The sequence below is a fragment of the Pseudoalteromonas aliena SW19 genome, from assembly GCF_014905615.1.
Classification (GTDB): Bacteria; Pseudomonadota; Gammaproteobacteria; order Enterobacterales; family Alteromonadaceae; genus Pseudoalteromonas; species Pseudoalteromonas aliena.
The window spans coordinates 673,285-690,861 of record NZ_AQGU01000029.1 but is presented as its reverse complement, the minus strand read 5'-3'; the positions used below and the strand labels follow the sequence as shown (position 1 = coordinate 690,861).

Below are 17,577 nucleotides of genomic sequence, written 5' to 3'. Positions count from 1 at the left end.
CTTAGTGATAAGCCCAGCGGGGATGTATTGAAAAGTGATACTGCTTTTTAAAAACCCTCGCACTACGCGGGGGTTTTTTTATGCATAAAATACAGCACAGAGGAATGAGGATGAGTAAACAACAATATAATGGCTCTGAACTAGTCGTTCAGGCATTAAAAGAATTAAAGGTTAAATACATATTTGGCTACCCCGGTGGCTCGGTATTAGATTTATATGATGCACTTTTTCAGCAAGATGATATTGAACATATTTTAGTTCGCCACGAGCAAGCAGCCACACATATGGCTGATGGCTATGCGCGTGCGACAGGGGAAGTAGGTGTTGTACTTGCAACTTCCGGCCCTGGAGCGACAAATTGTATTACCGGTATTGCTACAGCCTACATGGATTCTATTCCAATGGTTGTGTTATCAGGCCAAGTACCTACAAACTTAATTGGTGACGATGCATTTCAAGAAACCGATATTGTTGGCTGCTCTCGCCCAATAGTTAAACATAGCTTTAACTGTAGGAGCGCGAAAGAAATTCCAACAATCTTAGCTAAAGCGTTTTATATTGCCAGCACAGGTCGCCCAGGCCCTGTTGTAGTTGAACTACCTAAAGATATGCTTAACCCTGCGATTAAGTTTGAATACCAATTCCCTCAAACTACAGAGCTCAGAACGTACAACCCCAATACTAAAGGGCACTCTAAACAAATTCGTAAAGCCGTTACTGCCATTTTAGAGGCTAAAAAGCTCGTTATTTACTCCGGTGGCGGTATTGTTATTTCTAATACATCAGAGCAGCTAACTCGTTTAGTTGAGTCGCTAAATGCACCAATTACAAATACCTTAATGGGCCTTGGAGGTATATCGGGTGTACATCCTAACTTTATTGGCATGCTGGGGATGCATGGCACGCTTGAAGCCAATAAAGCGATGGCAAATGCCGATGTTATTTTAGCGTTAGGCGCTCGTTTTGATGACAGAGTAACCAATAACGTTAAAAAGTTTTGTCCAAGTGCCACCATTGTTCATGTTGACGTAGATCCAACCTCTATCTCTAAAACTATCAAAGCACATATTCCCGTTGTAGGCTGCCTAGCAACAGTACTTGAACAACTAAAAGCAGGTATTGACAAAAGCCCAATTCAAATTGATCGCAGCGCGCAAGAGGACTGGTGGCGACAAATTATAAGCTGGCGTGAGCAAAAATGTTTAAGCTACAACACGGATGGCGAAAAAATAAAACCGCAAGCAGTAATTGAAGCTGTTTATAAAGCCACCAATGGGGATGCATATGTAAGCTCTGATGTTGGTCAACATCAAATGTTTGCAGCGCAGTACTATCCCTTTAAGCACCCTCGTCAATGGATCAACTCAGGCGGCTTAGGCACTATGGGCTTTGGATTACCTGCCGCTATGGGTGTAAAGCTTGCATTTCCTGATAAAGAATCTGTCTGCGTTACAGGTGATGGCTCTATTCAAATGAATATCCAAGAGCTGTCTACCTGTTTACAATATAATTTAGCTGTAAAAGTTGTGTCTTTGAACAACCGCTCTCTTGGCATGGTACGCCAATGGCAAGACATGGTATACGGTGGTCGCCATTCATCATCTTATATGGACTCTCTGCCTGACTTTGTTAAGTTAGTTGAAAGCTACGGCCATGTAGGTATTAAAGTAAACACACTTGATGAACTGCAGCCGGCTATAGATAGAGCAATGAGCATCAACGATCGTTTAGTCTTTTTAGATATTCTTGTTGACGAAAAAGAACATGTGTACCCAATGCAAATTAAATTAGGCAGCATTGACGAGATGTGGTTACGAAAAGGAGTAAAAGCATAATGCGTCGTATTTTATCTATCTTATTAGAAAACGAACCTGGTGCACTGTCGCGTATCGTTGGGTTGTTCTCACAACGTGCGTACAACATAGATAGCCTTACGGTAGGCACAACCGACGATAAATCATTATCACGGATCACCATTACCACTATGGGTGATGACAGAGTTGTGGAGCAAATAACTAAACAAGTTAATAAACTTGTAGACGTGTTAAAAATAATAGATTTAACCGAGATGAGCCATATTGAGCGTGAGCTGCTATTAGTTAAAGTATTTGCACAAGACGAAACGACACGCGCAGCAGTAACTCGTGTAGTTGATGTTTTCCAAGGGCTTATTTTAGATATGGGCCGACAAAGCTATAGTCTACAACTTGTAAGCAGCACAGATAAAATAGAATCGTTTTTGGATACCTTGCGCCACGAAACCGACATTATCGAAGTTGTACGCTCAGGAGCTGTAGGCATAGGTAGAGGCGATAAAGCACTTAAAGCCTGACAAAAAACGTAATAAGCTACCTTTTTAAACATAAAAAAAAGGGCTAAATAGCCCTTTTTTATTTAATGCATAAAACCTATTAAAGGTTTACTTGGTCTTTAAGACCTTTGCCTGCTTTAAAGCTTGGGATAGTTGCCGCTGCGATTTGGATCTCAGCACCCGTTTGCGGGTTACGGCCTGTGCGCGCTGCGCGTTCTTTTACTGAGAAAGTTCCAAAACCAACTAATGCTACTGAATCGCCTTCTTTTAAAGAAGAAGTTACAGCGCCAGTGAACGCGTCAAGTGCACGAGTAGCAGCGGCTTTAGAGATTTCTGCATCAGTAGCAATTTTTTCAACTAATTGAGCTTTATTCATTTTAGATTCCTATTCGTTATTATTTTGCCTTCGCAAAACCTATCTTTATGCATTTTTGAAGAGTTAGCAACAGCAAATTGCATTTTTTGCTTAAAATCTTAAAAAACACGTAAAATTTAAATAATTGTCTGTAAAATACAGCGTGTTGGGTTAACAAAGACTTAATTTAAGTTCAATTTTGGCGCATGTTAAGTAACATTTAAATCAACTATATTTTTTCGATAACTAAGGTCACTTCCCCAACCTCGACTCCAAACTTAACAATAGATGTGCGGTTTATCAAGCGTGTTTGTGTAACCAAGTACATCCAATCGTCAAAATTCACCTCAAGAGTTGATCCATCGTATGGCAACTCAACATTATAATTCCAGTGAAATACACTCCCCTGACTTTTTCCTTTGGCTATACCCAAAACATCATCAGCTGTGCCTATTAATGAGTTATCATCATTTAGCGTTATTTTCCAAATGCGTTTCTGTGTTTGTCCGTCATCATAAATAAAGTCTTCCTCAATAACGCCTTCGCTACCATCCCAAGTCGCCTTCATGTCTACGACAAGCTTACGGGTTAATTCACCTTTAAAATCTTGTACAACGCCGTAGGCTTTCAAATTTCCATTAAAAAACGTTTTGAAGTCAAAGTTGGGTGATGTATTTTTATAATGTTCGACATTAGGCGCAGAACAACTCACCAAAAGGAAAGCAAGTAAGCTAACAGCAACCAGTTTTAGCATATTTGATACGTTCATCTTAATTCCCTAATAATTGTTTACGTAGTTTTGCCTCAGATGTATTTTCATCAAGCCAAATGGCTAAAAAATCGCTCGAAAATTCAGGCTCTTCGATCTGACCCGTTTTTTTATCGTTATGATAAAAAGTGCTTACGCCTTGCTCATTTGTAATAAGAGTTAACGAGTCACCTTTTTTAATATCAGGCCAAATAGACAATAGCTTAGTATCGTATTTGGCAGACAGCTTTGATTTACCTAAATGTGTCCATTGCTCGTTGGTTGCTTTTACAATTTCTTTAGCATCAAAATTACGTAAATAAGTGAGCTTAAATTTAACAGGATGTGTCCCAGCACTGTAATCACCTGAATGAGTGAATAATTGAGCGTCATACACATCCCAAAATAAATACTCCATTCTTGCCTCGCCTACTTTATTAAACTCAGCACTTGCATATGCCAAGGGCGTTGTAAGTAGATAAAAAACAATAATTTTAAATAAAACTTTCAAAATAAAATCCTTTCGTTTAGATGAATTATACCAATTGCATTAAATTAGTGGTCTATTATAGCGATAAGAAAACAGCTCAATAACAAGGCTAAAATTATGATACATAGTTGTTCTATATAAATAATTTTTAACGTAGTGTGTGAGCTATTTAATACGCTAGGGCCTGTTTATCTTTCGAGGTTAAATTTGCAGCAGACTGTTTGGTATTTAAACAAGGCAGAGCCTATGTAGTGTGGTTATTCCCCATAAATAGGCGATAACGCAGCATAAATGCCAAACATGCGCTGCCCTTGGGTTCTGCCTAGGGGCAATTTACTCTTTGTTGCTCGGTTTTTACTTAGCCCACTAGGTTACAAACCTCACGCCGCGATTAAATAGCCCCTAGATTGAACAAATTTTAATCCTGAAAGGCCAACAGGCCCTAGAACGATCATGTTTTTAATAAAATTGATATTACATTACGGCTAATGCCTTAGGTTCGATCAATGGCTACCGATGACTTTATTTTTTGATTTATAAAAACAATGAGTGTGAATACTGATGACCAAAGTAACCCATATGCAAGCCAAACTTGCCATAGGGGTAATCCAAAACTTATAACTCCAAAGCGTGCTCCAGCCCAATAGCTTGCAGGCGCAAAAATCAGGCAAACCAAAAATGACTGCCAGAGTTTTAATTTACTTAGAAAAAGCATGGATGTATTTAAAGAAAGTAACAGCGCGGTCCATAAAAAAACGAGCCATAGCGGAAAGGGATAAACTTTAAATTCTAACAAACCTACTTTAACAGCAATAAATTCTAAAAGCAGGGCTAAGGGAAGTGCCTTAATTAATAATAAGGTGTCTTGTTTTTTTTGTTTTGACAAAAAAAACATCAAAATAACAATCAATCCACTGAAAATAAGTGAATTAGCTTCAAGCAGCAGGGATAAAAACCAGACTGCTTGAAACAAAGCAAAATTAATAAGCGAGTGCAATGTAGTCATTATTACTAACAAAACGAGGTTTACGAGCCATTAGATGTACCGTACTTGTTGAGCGTGTTCTAAATGCTCCTTCACAATAGGCAAAGTAGAATAACCACAAGCGGTAAAAGCGCTCATCAAATTTAGAACGGTCTAAATCAGGCCAACTTTGTATAAAGCGAGTGCGCCAATCAGCTAGTGTTCTCGCGTAATGCGCGCCAATATCTTTAACTGTATGAATAACCATATCGGTGTTATTTTTGATTTGCTCGCTCATCTCGTTAAGGGACGGCAAACAACCACCTGGGAAAATATACTGCTGAATAAAATCAGAGTTTTTTAGGTAATGTTTATAACGCTGATCGCCAATTGTTATCGCTTGAATAAGCATAGCACCGTTATCTTTTAACAGCTCACCGCATTGAGTGAAAAAACTTGGTAGATAATCATGACCAACCGCTTCTATCATTTCAATAGATACCAACTTATCGTATTTCCCCTTAAGCAGTCTGTAATCTAGTTTGAGCAGTGTTATTTTACTATCAAGACCAAGCTCTTTAACTTTTTTGGCCACATAATCATGTTGTTCGTCTGAAATAGTCGTGGTGGTTACATGACAATCAAAGTTAGTGGCAGCATAAATTGCAAATGCTCCCCACCCTGTCCCAATTTCTATTACTGAGTCACCATGTTGTAACTCAACTTGCTCACAAATACGTTTAAGTTTGTATTGTTGTGCCTCTTCAAGTGTCGCTTCTTTTGTAGGATAAACGGCACTTGAGTAAAGCATTTCTTTACTTAAAAATGACTCATATAAGTCATTGCCTAGATCGTAATGAGCGACGATATTTTTTTTCGAACCGGATTCAGAATTTTTATTTTTAATGTGATTAAACCGGTGGGCAATATTACTAAGAAAAGCGAACTTTTTTTCGAACTCATCAAGCTGCTTTTCGTTTATTGCAAATATTTCTATGAAGCGTGTTAAATTATCACAAGACCAATGCCCTAAAATATATGCTTCACCAGCGCCTACGCTGCCAGACAGAGCAAATGCTTTATACATTGCTCTATCATTAACCGTAACAGTTACTTTAAAATCAGATAATATATCACCAAATACGGTTCGTTCATTATTATCATCTAAAACAATCTGCCCTGTTTTAATTGAAGAAAATGCTCTAATAACTAATTTTTTATATAAATTGGCGAACCAGCCAGTACTTTGTTCACAATTTAAGCTCGACACTTTTTCCATTTAAATACCTATTTATTTTTCTAACTATCTGTATGTGATTCATGGTTTGCCCGAATGCCCCAAAAAAGGCACTTTTTTTATGAATAACTTTAATGCTTGATGATAAATGCCTTTAAAAATTGACCATGTCATGGCCGGAAAGCGTTTTAGTAACTTACTCACTTCTTTGTTGGTGAGCTCTATACGCTTTAGGCGTAATGTTGCATCAAACAATAACTCTTCATCGCGCTTATTTTCAATATGTATCAATGTTTTATCATTTGAATGTTTGATATGCCAATGATAGTTCATATCCAAATTCATAAAAGGTGATACGGAAAAAACCTTCTTAAAGTTCACTTTTTTTTCTAGGGGGACTAAATAGTAATGGCGTTCATTCCAAGGTGTATTACTTACTTCAGCAATCATGTACGTAAAGCTATTATCGCTATTACCAAAGAAGTAGAAGTTCACGGGGCTAAAATAAATACCTAAACAACGCAATTGTCCGAGCATATAAACATGGCTAAATGTTTCACTTACCCCCAATACGGCAAGTTGGTGATGTGCACGTTCAATAAGGGAGTATGTATTTGGCTGTGGTACGTGTGTTAGATAATCGGTTTGCTGAAATTTTAGCGCTTTAAAACCACATGTTCCTAACTGCTTATGGATACCATTTAATTGTTGAGGATTATTTATATCTACCCACATCATATATAAAGGATAACTAAAGCGATGCTCTTTAACAGCAAAACGGCGATGTTTTACATCGCCTAAATAGACTGCACTAGTCAAACTCGACCCCAAGTTGTTTTGCCACATCTACACCGCTGTGTACGCCATCTTCATGGAAACCGTTGTACCAATAGGCACCACAAAAATAGCTATTATTATGGCCATCGATACTGTGTTTAAGTTTTTGCGCTGCGATAGAATCTTGATTAAATACGGGGTGATGGTAGGTGAATTCGCGCAAAATTTTGCTTTTATCTATCCCTTCAAGGTGATTAAGCGTGACACAAAATTGGGTATCTGATTGGATTCCTTGCAATATATTCATCTGATAGGTAACAACGGCCGCTTTATCAGTATTATCATTAAGTAAATAATTCCAACTAGCCCATGCTGCTTTCCTATCTGGTAACAAGTTTGTATCTGTGTGCAGTACCACTGAGTTTTTAGTGTAAGGAATAGCGCCTAATACTGTTTTTTCTTGCTGCGTTGCATCGCCAAGCAATGCAAGCGCTTGATCTGAATGACATGCAAATATTACTTTATCAAATTTACTTTGCTCACCATTTGCAAATTCGATTATAACTTCATCGTTTTCACGAATAACCGATTTAATATCTGTATTAAGTTTAATTTTGTCTGCAAAGCCTTTAATCAATGGATTAATATACTGGCGAGAACCACCGGGTATTACATACCATTGTGGTCTATTTGTTATATCGAGAAGACCATGATTAAAAAAGAACTTAACAAAAAATTCAACCCCTACATTTTCCATTTCTTTTATGCTTGTGGACCAAATAGCTGCCCCCATAGGGAGAATGTAATGAGATTTAAAAAAATCGTTAAACTTATTTTTGTCGAGTAATTGACCTAATGATTGTTCACGCTGGTAATCATCTTTTTCATGCAATGCTTTACATAACTTATTAAATCTTACAATGTCGGATAATAAGCGCCAAAACTTAGGTCTAAAAATATTTCTGCGTTGAGCAAATAAACTCGTAAACGTGTGTCCATTGTATTCAAAACCAGTGGCTTCATTATGAACACTAAAGCTCATTTGTGTTTCTTGTTTATTAATGCCTATCCGAGAAAGTAGTTTTTCAAAATAGGGGTATGTTCTATTGTTAAAAACTATAAAACCAGTATCTACTGCGTATTTAACGCCTTCTACAGTTACATCTACAGTTGCAGTATGGCCACCAATGTAATCATTTTTTTCAAACAATGTGACGTCATAATGTTTGTGGAGTAAATGTCCACATGTTAAACCAGATACACCAGTCCCTATTATTGCTATTTTTTTCAACGGGTTAATCCTTTTGCTATTTTAAGCCAAAGCGGTAGAGGTAATATTCGTAATGCTTTTAATATAAGTGTAAAACGATACGGAAAATGTACGTCTTTGCGGCGTTTGTGTATTCCTTTGATCATATAGTCTGCGGCTTTTTCGGCCGTAACTGCCATAGGCATAGGAAAATCATTTTTATTCGTCAGCGGGGTTTTTACAAAACCAGGGTGGACCAAAGTCACATCAACATCGTTTAAATCCACGGCTAAACTTTTAGCTAAGTAACTTACGCCCGCTTTTGATGCGCCATAGGCTTCTGAGCGCGGCAAAGGAAGGTAAGTCACACTTGAGCTAACTAACACAAGCTGTCCACCCGCATTTATTTTAGGAAGTAGAGCTTCAAGGCAGTACCCCATTGATAATAAATTTACATTTATGACACGTTCAAAAAGTGCACTATCAAAATTTCGAGCATCATCAATGTATTCACAGTTACCCGCATTTAAAATAACGCGGTCAAAATGAGGAAAACCGATTGTGGCTTCCTTGATCTCTTGTAGGTTGGTAGCGTCAAATTTGCACGCTTGAATGTTTTCGTGTTTAGCAAGCTCTGCGAGTTTTTCACTATTACGCCCACATGCGATGACAGTGTCTCCCATTTGTGCGTATTTAATTGCTAACTGCTCACCAATGCCTGAGGTAGCACCTGTTATAAGTGTGATCATAATTAGCCTGCCCTTTTATCTATTAACTTTATAACACTGCCGAGTAAGGGAATATGCTTGTACAACAGCTCACCCACATTAAAGTAATCTCTGTGCAAAATAATTTTGCCACCTTCAAAGATGAGTTTACTATGTCCTTCAACCGAGATGGTTTTACCAGAGGAAAGCTTTGGGTGTGCGTAGTACATGGTCCAGTAAATGAAAGCGTGATTATCACTGTGGAACGAATCACTAATATCAAACTGGCAATGCTTAACATTGCAATATAAATTAGCAAAATATTTACGTAATTCTACAATGCCATTTATTTGATGCATAGGGTCAATAAATTGTATGTTGTCGCAGTAAATATCATTTAATAAATCAAGATTGGTACTGTTAAGCTGTTGGTATATTGAAATAAACTTATCTACTGGTAACTGGTTATCCATATCACACCTTAAATGCGCTAAGCGCACGCTCTCGTGCTGCTTTATGATCAACTATTGCTGGCCAGTAACACTCCTTATCTTTACCCGTTGCGGCTAGGTAAGTATGTGGGAAATGAATGTGTTTATCTGGCACGTTTTCAAGCTCTGGCAAATACTTACGAATAAACTTGCCCGTTGGATCAAAGCGCTCACTTTGTCTGATTGGATTAAAAACCCTAAAGTAAGGCTGTGCATCGCATCCTGTACTTGCTGCCCACTGCCACCCACCATTATTTGAGGCTAAATCGCCATCAATTAGGTGCTGCATAAAAAAACGCTCGCCTTCACGCCAATCTATTAATAAGTGCTTAGTTAAAAAGCTTGCAACCACCATCCGTAAACGATTATGCATCCAACCAGTTTGTTTTAGTTGCAACATAGCGGCATCAACTAATGGGTAACCTGTACGTCCTTCGCACCACGCTGTAAACTCGCTTTCACTTTTGCGCCACACAACTGCATTGTACTTTTCGTTAAAGTTGTCGCCACGGGAAAGCTTGGGAAATTCAGCAATGAGATGTCTGTAAAATTCACGCCAAATGAGCTCATTTATCCACGTAAAGGTTTTACTTTTTGATGTGGTTAGTATGTCTGGGTAACGCTGCTGAATATTGATCAATAATTGCTTAGTGCTCACTATACCCAACGCTAAATAAGGGCTTAATCCTGAAGTGCCTTTTATACTTGGTATGTCACGCTGATCATCATAACTGGTGAGTTTGTCGCAGATAAAGTTATCAACCACAGTTGCCAGTGTTTCATCGTCAACTGGCCACTTTTCAGAGCTGCCATCACTTTTTAATAAGCCACTTTCATCAAACTCAACGGGCTCAGAACTTAAAGGCCACAGCGGTAAACTAAAATGTGTATCTTGGTATTGTTTTAACCATGCTCGTTTAAACGGAGTAAATACTTTATACATTTCGTTACTTTGGTTTTTAACCGAACCAACGGGCGCTATTAAATCGCCTTCATACAAAGTAAATGTAATACAGAGCTCGTCACATTTATCTAAAATCGCCTTATCACGATTTACTTCGTTAAGCTCATACTCTGCATTAGCAATTATGTGTTTTACATCATTCGCTTTACAAAAATCAATAAGCTCACGCTCACAATCAGAAAAGCTTGGTGCTTCTATAATGTGTAAAGTAATACCATAATCTGCAAGCTGAGATTGAAGATAAGAAACCCTTCGTTTTAGCAAGTCAATCTGAATAGGCGCGGCTTGATGTTGTTGCCACTGTTTTTCAGACACAAAAAAAATGGCGTGTTTAGCGCCATTGTTTAGCGCTTGAATTAACGCTTCGTTAGAAAAAAGGCGCAAGTCGCGCCTAAACCAAAATAGTGTATCCATTAAATACCAAATCGTAGTTTTAAGTCATGAGGGTAAGGGTTAAAAAACACCTGTTTTTCAAGGTATTCATTTGGATGAACCTTCAAGTGATGTTTTAACAAGGTAAGTGGAACGTATAAAGGCACCAAACCTTCGCGATATTCGTCGATTGCATCACGAAGTTCTTGTTTTTCTACTTTCGATAACTCTTTTTTAAAGTAACCTTGTAAATGCATCAACGTGTTGCAATTGTTTCTGCGAGAAGCTGGTTTTTTAAGGCCTGTCATTAAACCTAAAATATACTCATCTGCAAGTGCGTTAATGTCGTCGCCGACGTAAGTTCCCAATAAGTTACCTAAATCACGGTAAGCTTGATAATTATGAGCCATTAACAAATACTTATACTGAGAATGAAATTGAGTAAGCTTATGAACCGTAAGCGGCTCCTGCACTAACTTTTGCCAATTTTTGAATACGTAAATTCTCATTACAAAGTTTTCACGTAAATGCATGTCGTTTAAACGTCCGTTTTCTTCACATGGCAATAACGGGTTGTGCTTCATTATTTGCTCAGCGAAAAAACCAATGCCTTCAGAGGTATTCCCTGTTCCTGCTTCGTTATATATTTTAATGCGTTCCATGCCGCAGCTTGGGCTTTTAGCACAAAATACAAATCCGCTTAATTGTTTGGCTTGTTCAGTTGCAATTTTTTTACCATATTCGGTGAGTTGCTGACCAACCTCACCAGACCCATCAGGACGGCATACTTTAATGGTATCGCCCACTCTCACTTGACGAATGGTTGGACGAGGGATCGGTAAACCTACCGCAACTTCAGGACAAAACCGCGTGTATTCAACGTGTTTTCCTAGCTCGTCCATACAAAAATTTGATTTTTTATGACCCGTATCAAATCTAACTTTTTCGCCTGCTAAGCAGGCGCTTATACCTATTTTTATTGTATCTGTTTGCATAGATTCTCTTAATAAATCAAGTTACCTATTGGATTAAGTAACTTACTGAAGCCCTTATTAAAATGTAGTGCACTACTGACAACTGTAAAGCACAAACACCCATCTTTTGTTAAAGGGGTATGTTGGTGACTACCATCTTGCCATATAAAATCACCTGGAACGTAGCTATCTTCTTCATCGCTAAATTCACCATCTAATAATAATGTGACCTCAAATCCTGTGTGTGTGTGCTCTGGTATTTCGCCACCCGCATCAATATGCAGCAAGCTAGAACGTAGAGCTCCATCGTCAAGCGCAACACGAGAGCGAGCTAATTTACCTACTTGCGTAAATTTACTGTGGGAAATACGTGTTAAAGCACGTGGCAGTTGGTATTTGTGCTCATTGACTTTAATAGACACAGGTGCAACTTCGTAGACTTCATCAATCGAATTGTCAGATGTGATCATGTCTAGTAGGTTTAATTCAAATTCTTCAAATGACTCAGATTGCTCGGTATGAGATTTCTCAAATTGAGTCGACTGCTCACTAAATAGCTCATTTGCATTACTTGCTTCAATTTTAGCAACTTTTGCTTGGCATACAGGGCACATATCAACGTGGATAGACACAGCTAAGCTCAAAGAAGCGCTTAACGATGCTGAGCAATACTCTGTAATTAAAGTTTCACTCGGGTGATGTTTAATCATGCTTATCTCCCATTTCATTACGTAATTTCTGCAAGGCTAAACGTAATCGTGATTTTACCGTGCCTACTGGAATATTAAGTTGCTGAGCTAATTGCTCTTGCGACATGTCTTGAAAATAAACCCCTCTGACTACCTCTCTTTGTGCGATTGGTAGTTTATCAAGGTAGCGTTTAATTTGTTGATCTTCTAAGTGATCACTGTATTCATGGTTTGTATCTTCAGAATCATTTAACAGCGGCCAAATATCTTCGCTTATATTTTCTTCTTTATTACTCTTCATTTTACGAAGCATATCAAACGAGGCGTTGCGCATAACGGTGTAAACCCACGTAGTGGCAGCCCCTTTCTCACTGTTGTACAAATGCGCTTTGCGCCAAACAGATGTTAGTGTTTCTTGCACAAGCTCCATGGCTTGCGCTTCAACACCAAATTGCTTTATCCCAAAGCGTTTAATTTTTGGCGAAAAATACTCGAATAAATAAGCGAATGCTTTCTTATCACGATTTTGTGCAACCGCTATTAATGCTTGCATTAGTTCAGAACTAGGCGTTTCTGGCATGGCAGTATACTTACCTGTATTAGGTTCACAACGTAGTGTTTGTTGTTGACTTACCATAATAATTTACCCCGTTATTGCTTTTGTGTAATGTAATACGGGCAATAATTAGTTAAGGATCATAAAAATTTAGGCAAATTCGTTATTAATTACAGTATGGAGGAAACGGAGTAAGTTATCAAAGTTTGTCTCAAACGCAAGTTGCTGTTTTTTCTCAATAGATATAGGTAACAGTTCAAGCCAGCGGGCGGCAATCCAAGGCAACTTATTGAAGTGTGTTTGCTTATACAAAGTGTTTAATTCTGGGCTACTCAAAAATACACTTTTTAGCGCATCATGTAAGCGGTCGTTCTCACCAATTTCGTTGTTAGAATCTTTGTACCAATAAGGCGTGTTACATTGTGAAACGAGACCATGTCGTAGTTCGTCCTCGTCTTGGTAAACATCGTTTATTTGCACGCTTTGTGATGCAAATACATCAATTAAAAGCACGTCGTTATCGTCTTGATCAAAGTCAATAATATCAACTAGGCAGCCTTGTGCGCTAATATTAAATGGTGTGTCATGCTCAAACGTGCAAAGCACAAACCCTGTATTATTTTTTAACGCGGTTTTAACCATATTTAAATAGCGAGGTTCAAATATGCGTAATCGCGTGTAGCCTTCTGGTAAAATAAAAATCGGTAATGGAAAAATCGCACGTTTCATAAAAATCTACTTATTTCAAACACTCTGCCTTTATTTACGTGCGCTTTTGCTAAGTCGATCAGCTTTAAATGATTCGAATTAATTACCTGCCATATAATTAGTTAAATATTAAACCAACCACCCATAAATTTAAATATTTGAACCGAGTAATAAGCGCTGATCATGCTTACTACTGGTGCTAACATTAGTGCAAATAATCCAAGTTCACTGCTCATCGTTTTAATCCTTTAGATGGTTTATTTGACGTTTTTAACACTAGCATCAGTATTTTCAGACACTGTATTATTCGTTACAGTAGGCGCCTCTAATAACCCATCTAAAATAGTTTTAGCATCAAAATAAAGCGTTTCTTTTACAGATTTTTCAAGCTCAAATGTAGTTTGATTTACGTAGCTAGCTACACTTTGAGACACTATGCTAGCTACATCTAGGTCAACTTCTGTTGCGTGTATTTGCGAAGAACCTAATACTAATAAACTGGCCATAGCGATTTTAATTGAATGTTTCATAATGGTATTCCTTGTTTGTGTATTGTTTAGACATAGTTATACAATCAAGGGATATGCCAACATCAAAATAAAATATAACCAATTGTAATTAAATAACTTTTAGTAAAACCACTTAATTACAACCATTCACCTCTCGTTAATTTAGCCACATATTTTAATTTTTTGACTATTTTTTAGTTAAAGTTTACATCTATTATTTGAGTTCCGATTAAGGAGCTTATTTTTTAACGGGCAGAACTTTTCTACCTAAACGATATGCATCGACAATACTCAAGACCCAAACCACAATCATTAAAGGTAAATACTTATATTCTGCGAATTTAGCGCATGCATCTGACGGTTCATGTGCAGCATTTAAAATAGCCGTCACCGACATGGGAATTTTACCCGAAACAATTTCATTTGCAGTGCACTGAGCAATCGCAAATATATCCTGAAGAGTTAAAATTAACAGTACAGAAAATACCCCCGCAAAAATGGCGCCTATTAAGTGTTTTTTTAAAGAAAAATGCCCAGCCCCAGGATAAACAACAGCAGTAAGTAAAGCTGCTTTTAAATCTGTTTTCATGTTTATTTCAACTCATCATTTAGATTATAGTAGAGGTAAGCATAGTGAATTAATTTTCTTTAAAATCAAGTAAAAGCTAAATCGTTTATTAAATAAGGCGCTTCAGTATGACTCAAAACTTAGATTGAAAATTTCAGCGTACACTTGTACACTAAAATCCATTCCAACAGTGGTAGGATCTGTTATGTCGCTAGAAGCGCCCTATTCTCGTAAAGAAGAACAACTCAATGTTATTAGTCATGCGCTAGGTATTATTTTTGCCGTATTTGTTATCTGGGACTTATTTAGCCAAGCCACCAGCACTAAAGCATATGTTAGTACTGCAATTTATGGCAGCAGCCTATTTGTGCTGTTTTTGTCATCCACTTTGTACCACGCCAGTATCCAACCAGGCTTAAGAGACTTTTATAAAAAGTGCGATCACTGCGCTATTTATTTACTTATCGCGGGTACTTACACTCCCTTCTTATTACTCTCATTAGACGGCATGTGGTCGTGGGCTACGCTTACCTTTATTTGGACAGTAGCACTTGCAGGCGTTGCTTATAAAATACTTGTAAAAAACGGTAATAAAAAAATATCACTCGCCACCTATTTGCTGATGGGCTGGTTTGCACTGGCCATTGTGTACCCACTTTATTCGCGTGTTGATGTAAACGCACTTTACTGGTTACTCGCCGGTGGTATTTTTTACAGCGTTGGTACTTTATTTTATAGTGCTAAAAGCACCCAATTTAGCCACGCAATTTGGCATTTATTCGTTATAGCTGGTTGTGTTTGTCACTATATCTCGATTAGTAATTATGTATATTAGGCTATGTGTAATTTCTAAAAATGTAACTTACAGCGATATACTTATTTTTCGCTAAATAAAGTGGTACATATGCTGATTATTAGAAAGTTTCAAAATGGTGATGAGCTAACATTAAGAGAAATCTTTTTTAACACAATCAGGAACGTGAACATTAAAGACTACTCAGAGGTACAAGTTCAAGCATGGGCTCCTGATGATTATGACCAGCCTGAATGGTATAAACGGATCAGCGCTATTGATCCTTTTGTAGCTATTTTAAATGGTGAAATCGTAGGTTATGCCGATGTTCAAGATGATGGTTATATCGATCACTTTTTTTGCCATTGCAAACATCAAGGCAAAGGTATTGGTAAAGCACTAATACAAACAATAACCTCTACTGGACGTAAAGAAAGCATGGATCGGCTATATTGCCACGCAAGTATTACCGCTAAACCATTTTTTGAATATTTCGGCTTTAAAGAAGTTAAAAAACAGCAAGTAAAAATTCGTGGTCAAGTACTTACTAATTACGTGCTGGAAAAGTGGCTATGAGTTATGCTAACTCCCCAATAGCTCACTGAATTTTTTTCAAAGCGCCGTCATTGCGAGATATTTCAAGCGCCCTACTTCTACCTATTATGATCCCTGCATTTATACCAACCTACATAGATCTTTGCGCAATTTAACGAATTAAATAAGCCCACATATAAGCAAGATTGCTATTAACTTTTTAATAACCATTTAAGCTTTCACACATTTTATTTTCTTAATCATATTGTTGTCATAACAACGCTATACGTTAATAGCTTATTTTGTTGATCTTTGTATTAATTGACTCCCAATATAACCAAAGTTAAGGATAAAAATGATAAAGCAATATAAATTATTCTCGATACTAATCGTGTTATTAATTCCTTTTTATGGCTTAGCAAATCAAATAGCCTGTGAGATTCAAAAAAAAGAATTTACACTTATAAATTGGAATGCATGGGAAATGGGACAGAAAAATAATTATCCATTTTTACAAGTTAGGGAGCAGTTGCTTTCTTATAAGCCTGATATTATTGCTTTACAAGAAGTTAAGCGCTGTGGTTCTGGATTTTATAACCTATTACGTCCTAATATTGATTTTGATATACAAAAGATGTGGTGTGCAGAAAATAAGGCATACCCCGGGCGTGGAGAAGGCTCTGCTGGTAGCTATGGAATTGGATTAGCCAGCAAATTCAAAACACTCTCTGATAAAATAATTAGAGAGATACACGGCCGTACTGTTTTAGGGGCAAAGTACTTAATTAATGACAAGCCTGTATGGATTTGGTCTGCACACACCGCATTTGTAACAAGCCCCACTGATACAACAAGACTCAGTGATTTTGAAACAATTGCAGAGCTTATTAATCACCATGTTTCTGACTCGGCTCCTGTTATATTGGCCGGTGATTTTAATGCTGATAGAGATAATCCATGGGGGAATAACGATCCAGAGCGCGGCGAAATGCAGGTTTTTTTTGACCAAGGCTTTATTGATTTATGGCGAGAGAAATATCCAAACATCGATAATAAACCGGGTCATACATACTACGATAAAAGCCGGATTGATTATATATTGGTCCGAGATTTGCCGCTGGATTGGCATGTTAAAGAATTAAAAGTACTAGATAATATTTGGTGTGATATTGGAATGGATAATCAAGGGAAAGCGATAGGCTGCGCCACTAACGCACAAGTAGATCATAGCCCCATTTTGATTAGAATAGCGACGGAAAAATAATAGGTATCAAGATGTGTATAGGCCTTGTATCGATGCTAATAGAAATTAGGATGGTGCTGCTTCTAAATCGTTAATTTAAACAAGGCAATTACTGTATTGCCTTGTTTACAATAGTAAAAAGCTACAAAACATGTGTATTCAGAATAGGTAGCCTTAGTGGCTCCTGAAATTTAAAGTGGATGTCTTTGCTGTTCTTTGAGACAGTCTGATTTGAGCGAAGAGCGAACGGTCGGGTAAACTCGTTTTTGGACAATTATGAGTTAGAACCGACGGGCGGTTCTGTGCCAGAGGCTGATTTTCAATGCTGTATTTGAAAT

21 protein-coding genes are annotated in these 17,577 nt (G+C 37.6%); 5 read left to right on the top strand and 16 right to left on the bottom strand.

Annotation, left to right across the window (positions count from 1 at the left end):
- Positions 1-110 precede the first annotated feature (110 nt).
- Together PALI_RS19445 and ilvN are read left to right on the top strand one after the other, a co-directional pair.
- A complete protein-coding gene (locus PALI_RS19445) occupies positions 111-1,835 on the top strand; it encodes an acetolactate synthase 3 large subunit (protein ID WP_193156679.1) in 1,725 nt (574 codons plus the stop codon).
- Positions 1,835-2,332 (top strand): acetolactate synthase small subunit, encoded by a 498-nt coding sequence (ilvN, locus tag PALI_RS19440; RefSeq protein ID WP_193156678.1) that lies wholly within the window; start codon positions 1,835-1,837, stop codon positions 2,330-2,332. The genes PALI_RS19445 and ilvN overlap by 1 nt, the downstream gene beginning before the upstream one ends.
- A 79-nt stretch (positions 2,333-2,411) precedes the next feature.
- Here the strand turns inward: ilvN and PALI_RS19435 are convergent, their stop codons facing one another.
- The 16 genes from PALI_RS19435 to PALI_RS19360 all read right to left on the bottom strand — a co-directional run bounded on the left by PALI_RS19435 (position 2,412) and on the right by PALI_RS19360 (position 14,690).
- Positions 2,412-2,687, bottom strand: coding sequence for an HU family DNA-binding protein (locus PALI_RS19435; protein ID WP_008166804.1), 276 nt, complete (start codon positions 2,685-2,687; stop codon positions 2,412-2,414).
- 208 nt (positions 2,688-2,895) lie between these two features.
- The gene (locus PALI_RS19430) at positions 2,896-3,435 is read right to left on the bottom strand and encodes a DUF3833 domain-containing protein (RefSeq protein ID WP_193156677.1); all 540 of its coding nucleotides are present in this window, start codon (positions 3,433-3,435) and stop codon (positions 2,896-2,898) included.
- Between the two features lies 1 nt (position 3,436).
- Positions 3,437-3,925, bottom strand: coding sequence for a chalcone isomerase family protein (locus tag PALI_RS19425; RefSeq protein ID WP_193156676.1), 489 nt, complete (start codon positions 3,923-3,925; stop codon positions 3,437-3,439).
- 472 nt (positions 3,926-4,397) lie between these two features.
- Complete coding sequence (locus PALI_RS19420) at positions 4,398-4,910, bottom strand: DUF2878 domain-containing protein (RefSeq protein ID WP_193156675.1); 513 nt, start codon at positions 4,908-4,910, stop codon at positions 4,398-4,400.
- On the bottom strand, positions 4,885-6,147 hold the full coding sequence (locus PALI_RS19415) for an SAM-dependent methyltransferase (RefSeq protein WP_193156674.1): 1,263 nt from the start codon (positions 6,145-6,147) through the stop codon (positions 4,885-4,887). The genes PALI_RS19420 and PALI_RS19415 overlap by 26 nt, the downstream gene beginning before the upstream one ends.
- Before the next feature lie 39 nt (positions 6,148-6,186).
- Entirely contained in the window at positions 6,187-6,924 is a 738-nt protein-coding gene (locus tag PALI_RS19410; protein WP_193156673.1) for a DUF1365 domain-containing protein, read from the bottom strand.
- A complete protein-coding gene (locus PALI_RS19405) occupies positions 6,917-8,173 on the bottom strand; it encodes an NAD(P)/FAD-dependent oxidoreductase (RefSeq protein WP_193156672.1) in 1,257 nt (418 codons plus the stop codon). Before PALI_RS19405 ends, PALI_RS19410 begins: the two co-directional genes overlap by 8 nt.
- A complete protein-coding gene (locus tag PALI_RS19400) occupies positions 8,170-8,880 on the bottom strand; it encodes an SDR family NAD(P)-dependent oxidoreductase (RefSeq protein ID WP_138586339.1) in 711 nt (236 codons plus the stop codon). The genes PALI_RS19405 and PALI_RS19400 overlap by 4 nt, the downstream gene beginning before the upstream one ends.
- A 2-nt stretch (positions 8,881-8,882) precedes the next feature.
- Positions 8,883-9,311 (bottom strand): nuclear transport factor 2 family protein, encoded by a 429-nt coding sequence (locus PALI_RS19395; protein ID WP_138586340.1) that lies wholly within the window; start codon positions 9,309-9,311, stop codon positions 8,883-8,885.
- 1 nt (position 9,312) lies between these two features.
- Positions 9,313-10,707 carry a deoxyribodipyrimidine photo-lyase gene (gene phrB, locus PALI_RS19390; protein WP_193156671.1) on the bottom strand — a complete coding sequence of 465 codons (1,395 nt, stop codon included), beginning with the start codon at positions 10,705-10,707 and terminating at the stop codon, positions 9,313-9,315.
- Entirely contained in the window at positions 10,707-11,660 is a 954-nt protein-coding gene (locus PALI_RS19385; protein ID WP_077535241.1) for a YbgA family protein, read from the bottom strand. The genes phrB and PALI_RS19385 overlap by 1 nt, the downstream gene beginning before the upstream one ends.
- Before the next feature lie 8 nt (positions 11,661-11,668).
- A complete protein-coding gene (locus PALI_RS19380; RefSeq protein WP_193156670.1) occupies positions 11,669-12,349 on the bottom strand; it encodes a ChrR family anti-sigma-E factor in 681 nt (226 codons plus the stop codon).
- Positions 12,342-12,965 carry a sigma-70 family RNA polymerase sigma factor gene (locus tag PALI_RS19375; RefSeq protein WP_077535239.1) on the bottom strand — a complete coding sequence of 208 codons (624 nt, stop codon included), beginning with the start codon at positions 12,963-12,965 and terminating at the stop codon, positions 12,342-12,344. The genes PALI_RS19380 and PALI_RS19375 overlap by 8 nt, the downstream gene beginning before the upstream one ends.
- Positions 12,966-13,034: 69 nt before the next feature.
- A complete protein-coding gene (locus PALI_RS19370; protein WP_193156669.1) occupies positions 13,035-13,613 on the bottom strand; it encodes an LON peptidase substrate-binding domain-containing protein in 579 nt (192 codons plus the stop codon).
- Between the two features lie 236 nt (positions 13,614-13,849).
- On the bottom strand, positions 13,850-14,122 hold the full coding sequence (locus PALI_RS19365; RefSeq protein WP_193156668.1) for a hypothetical protein: 273 nt from the start codon (positions 14,120-14,122) through the stop codon (positions 13,850-13,852).
- A gap of 217 nt (positions 14,123-14,339) precedes the next feature.
- Entirely contained in the window at positions 14,340-14,690 is a 351-nt protein-coding gene (locus PALI_RS19360; RefSeq protein ID WP_077535236.1) for a hypothetical protein, read from the bottom strand.
- 184 nt (positions 14,691-14,874) lie between these two features.
- Between PALI_RS19360 and trhA the strand changes: the two genes are divergently transcribed.
- The 3 genes from trhA to PALI_RS19345 all read left to right on the top strand — a co-directional run bounded on the left by trhA (position 14,875) and on the right by PALI_RS19345 (position 17,260).
- Complete coding sequence (gene trhA, locus PALI_RS19355; RefSeq protein WP_193156667.1) at positions 14,875-15,504, top strand: PAQR family membrane homeostasis protein TrhA; 630 nt, start codon at positions 14,875-14,877, stop codon at positions 15,502-15,504.
- Between the two features lie 69 nt (positions 15,505-15,573).
- Entirely contained in the window at positions 15,574-16,038 is a 465-nt protein-coding gene (locus tag PALI_RS19350) for a GNAT family N-acetyltransferase (protein ID WP_193156666.1), read from the top strand.
- A gap of 313 nt (positions 16,039-16,351) precedes the next feature.
- Complete coding sequence (locus PALI_RS19345) at positions 16,352-17,260, top strand: endonuclease/exonuclease/phosphatase family protein (protein WP_193156665.1); 909 nt, start codon at positions 16,352-16,354, stop codon at positions 17,258-17,260.
- The last annotated feature ends 317 nt before the right edge of the window (positions 17,261-17,577 follow it).

Bases quoted from the DNA above. Each gene is read 5' to 3' on its own strand.
- PALI_RS19415 (WP_193156674.1), bottom strand. From the start codon at position 6,147: ATGGAAAAAGTGTCGAGCTTAAATTGTGAACAAAGTACTGGCTGGTTC.
- PALI_RS19345 (WP_193156665.1), top strand. From the start codon at position 16,352: ATGATAAAGCAATATAAATTATTCTCGATACTAATCGTGTTATTAATT.
- phrB (WP_193156671.1), bottom strand. From the start codon at position 10,707: ATGGATACACTATTTTGGTTTAGGCGCGACTTGCGCCTTTTTTCTAAC.
- PALI_RS19445 (WP_193156679.1), top strand. From the start codon at position 111: ATGAGTAAACAACAATATAATGGCTCTGAACTAGTCGTTCAGGCATTA.
- PALI_RS19395 (WP_138586340.1), bottom strand. From the start codon at position 9,311: ATGGATAACCAGTTACCAGTAGATAAGTTTATTTCAATATACCAACAG.
- PALI_RS19420 (WP_193156675.1), bottom strand. From the start codon at position 4,910: ATGACTACATTGCACTCGCTTATTAATTTTGCTTTGTTTCAAGCAGTC.
- PALI_RS19360 (WP_077535236.1), bottom strand. From the start codon at position 14,690: ATGAAAACAGATTTAAAAGCAGCTTTACTTACTGCTGTTGTTTATCCT.
- PALI_RS19400 (WP_138586339.1), bottom strand. From the start codon at position 8,880: ATGATCACACTTATAACAGGTGCTACCTCAGGCATTGGTGAGCAGTTA.
- trhA (WP_193156667.1), top strand. From the start codon at position 14,875: ATGTCGCTAGAAGCGCCCTATTCTCGTAAAGAAGAACAACTCAATGTT.
- PALI_RS19430 (WP_193156677.1), bottom strand. From the start codon at position 3,435: ATGAACGTATCAAATATGCTAAAACTGGTTGCTGTTAGCTTACTTGCT.
- PALI_RS19380 (WP_193156670.1), bottom strand. From the start codon at position 12,349: ATGATTAAACATCACCCGAGTGAAACTTTAATTACAGAGTATTGCTCA.
- PALI_RS19370 (WP_193156669.1), bottom strand. From the start codon at position 13,613: ATGAAACGTGCGATTTTTCCATTACCGATTTTTATTTTACCAGAAGGC.
- PALI_RS19350 (WP_193156666.1), top strand. From the start codon at position 15,574: ATGCTGATTATTAGAAAGTTTCAAAATGGTGATGAGCTAACATTAAGA.
- PALI_RS19435 (WP_008166804.1), bottom strand. From the start codon at position 2,687: ATGAATAAAGCTCAATTAGTTGAAAAAATTGCTACTGATGCAGAAATC.
- ilvN (WP_193156678.1), top strand. From the start codon at position 1,835: ATGCGTCGTATTTTATCTATCTTATTAGAAAACGAACCTGGTGCACTG.
- PALI_RS19385 (WP_077535241.1), bottom strand. From the start codon at position 11,660: ATGCAAACAGATACAATAAAAATAGGTATAAGCGCCTGCTTAGCAGGC.
- PALI_RS19365 (WP_193156668.1), bottom strand. From the start codon at position 14,122: ATGAAACATTCAATTAAAATCGCTATGGCCAGTTTATTAGTATTAGGT.
- PALI_RS19375 (WP_077535239.1), bottom strand. From the start codon at position 12,965: ATGGTAAGTCAACAACAAACACTACGTTGTGAACCTAATACAGGTAAG.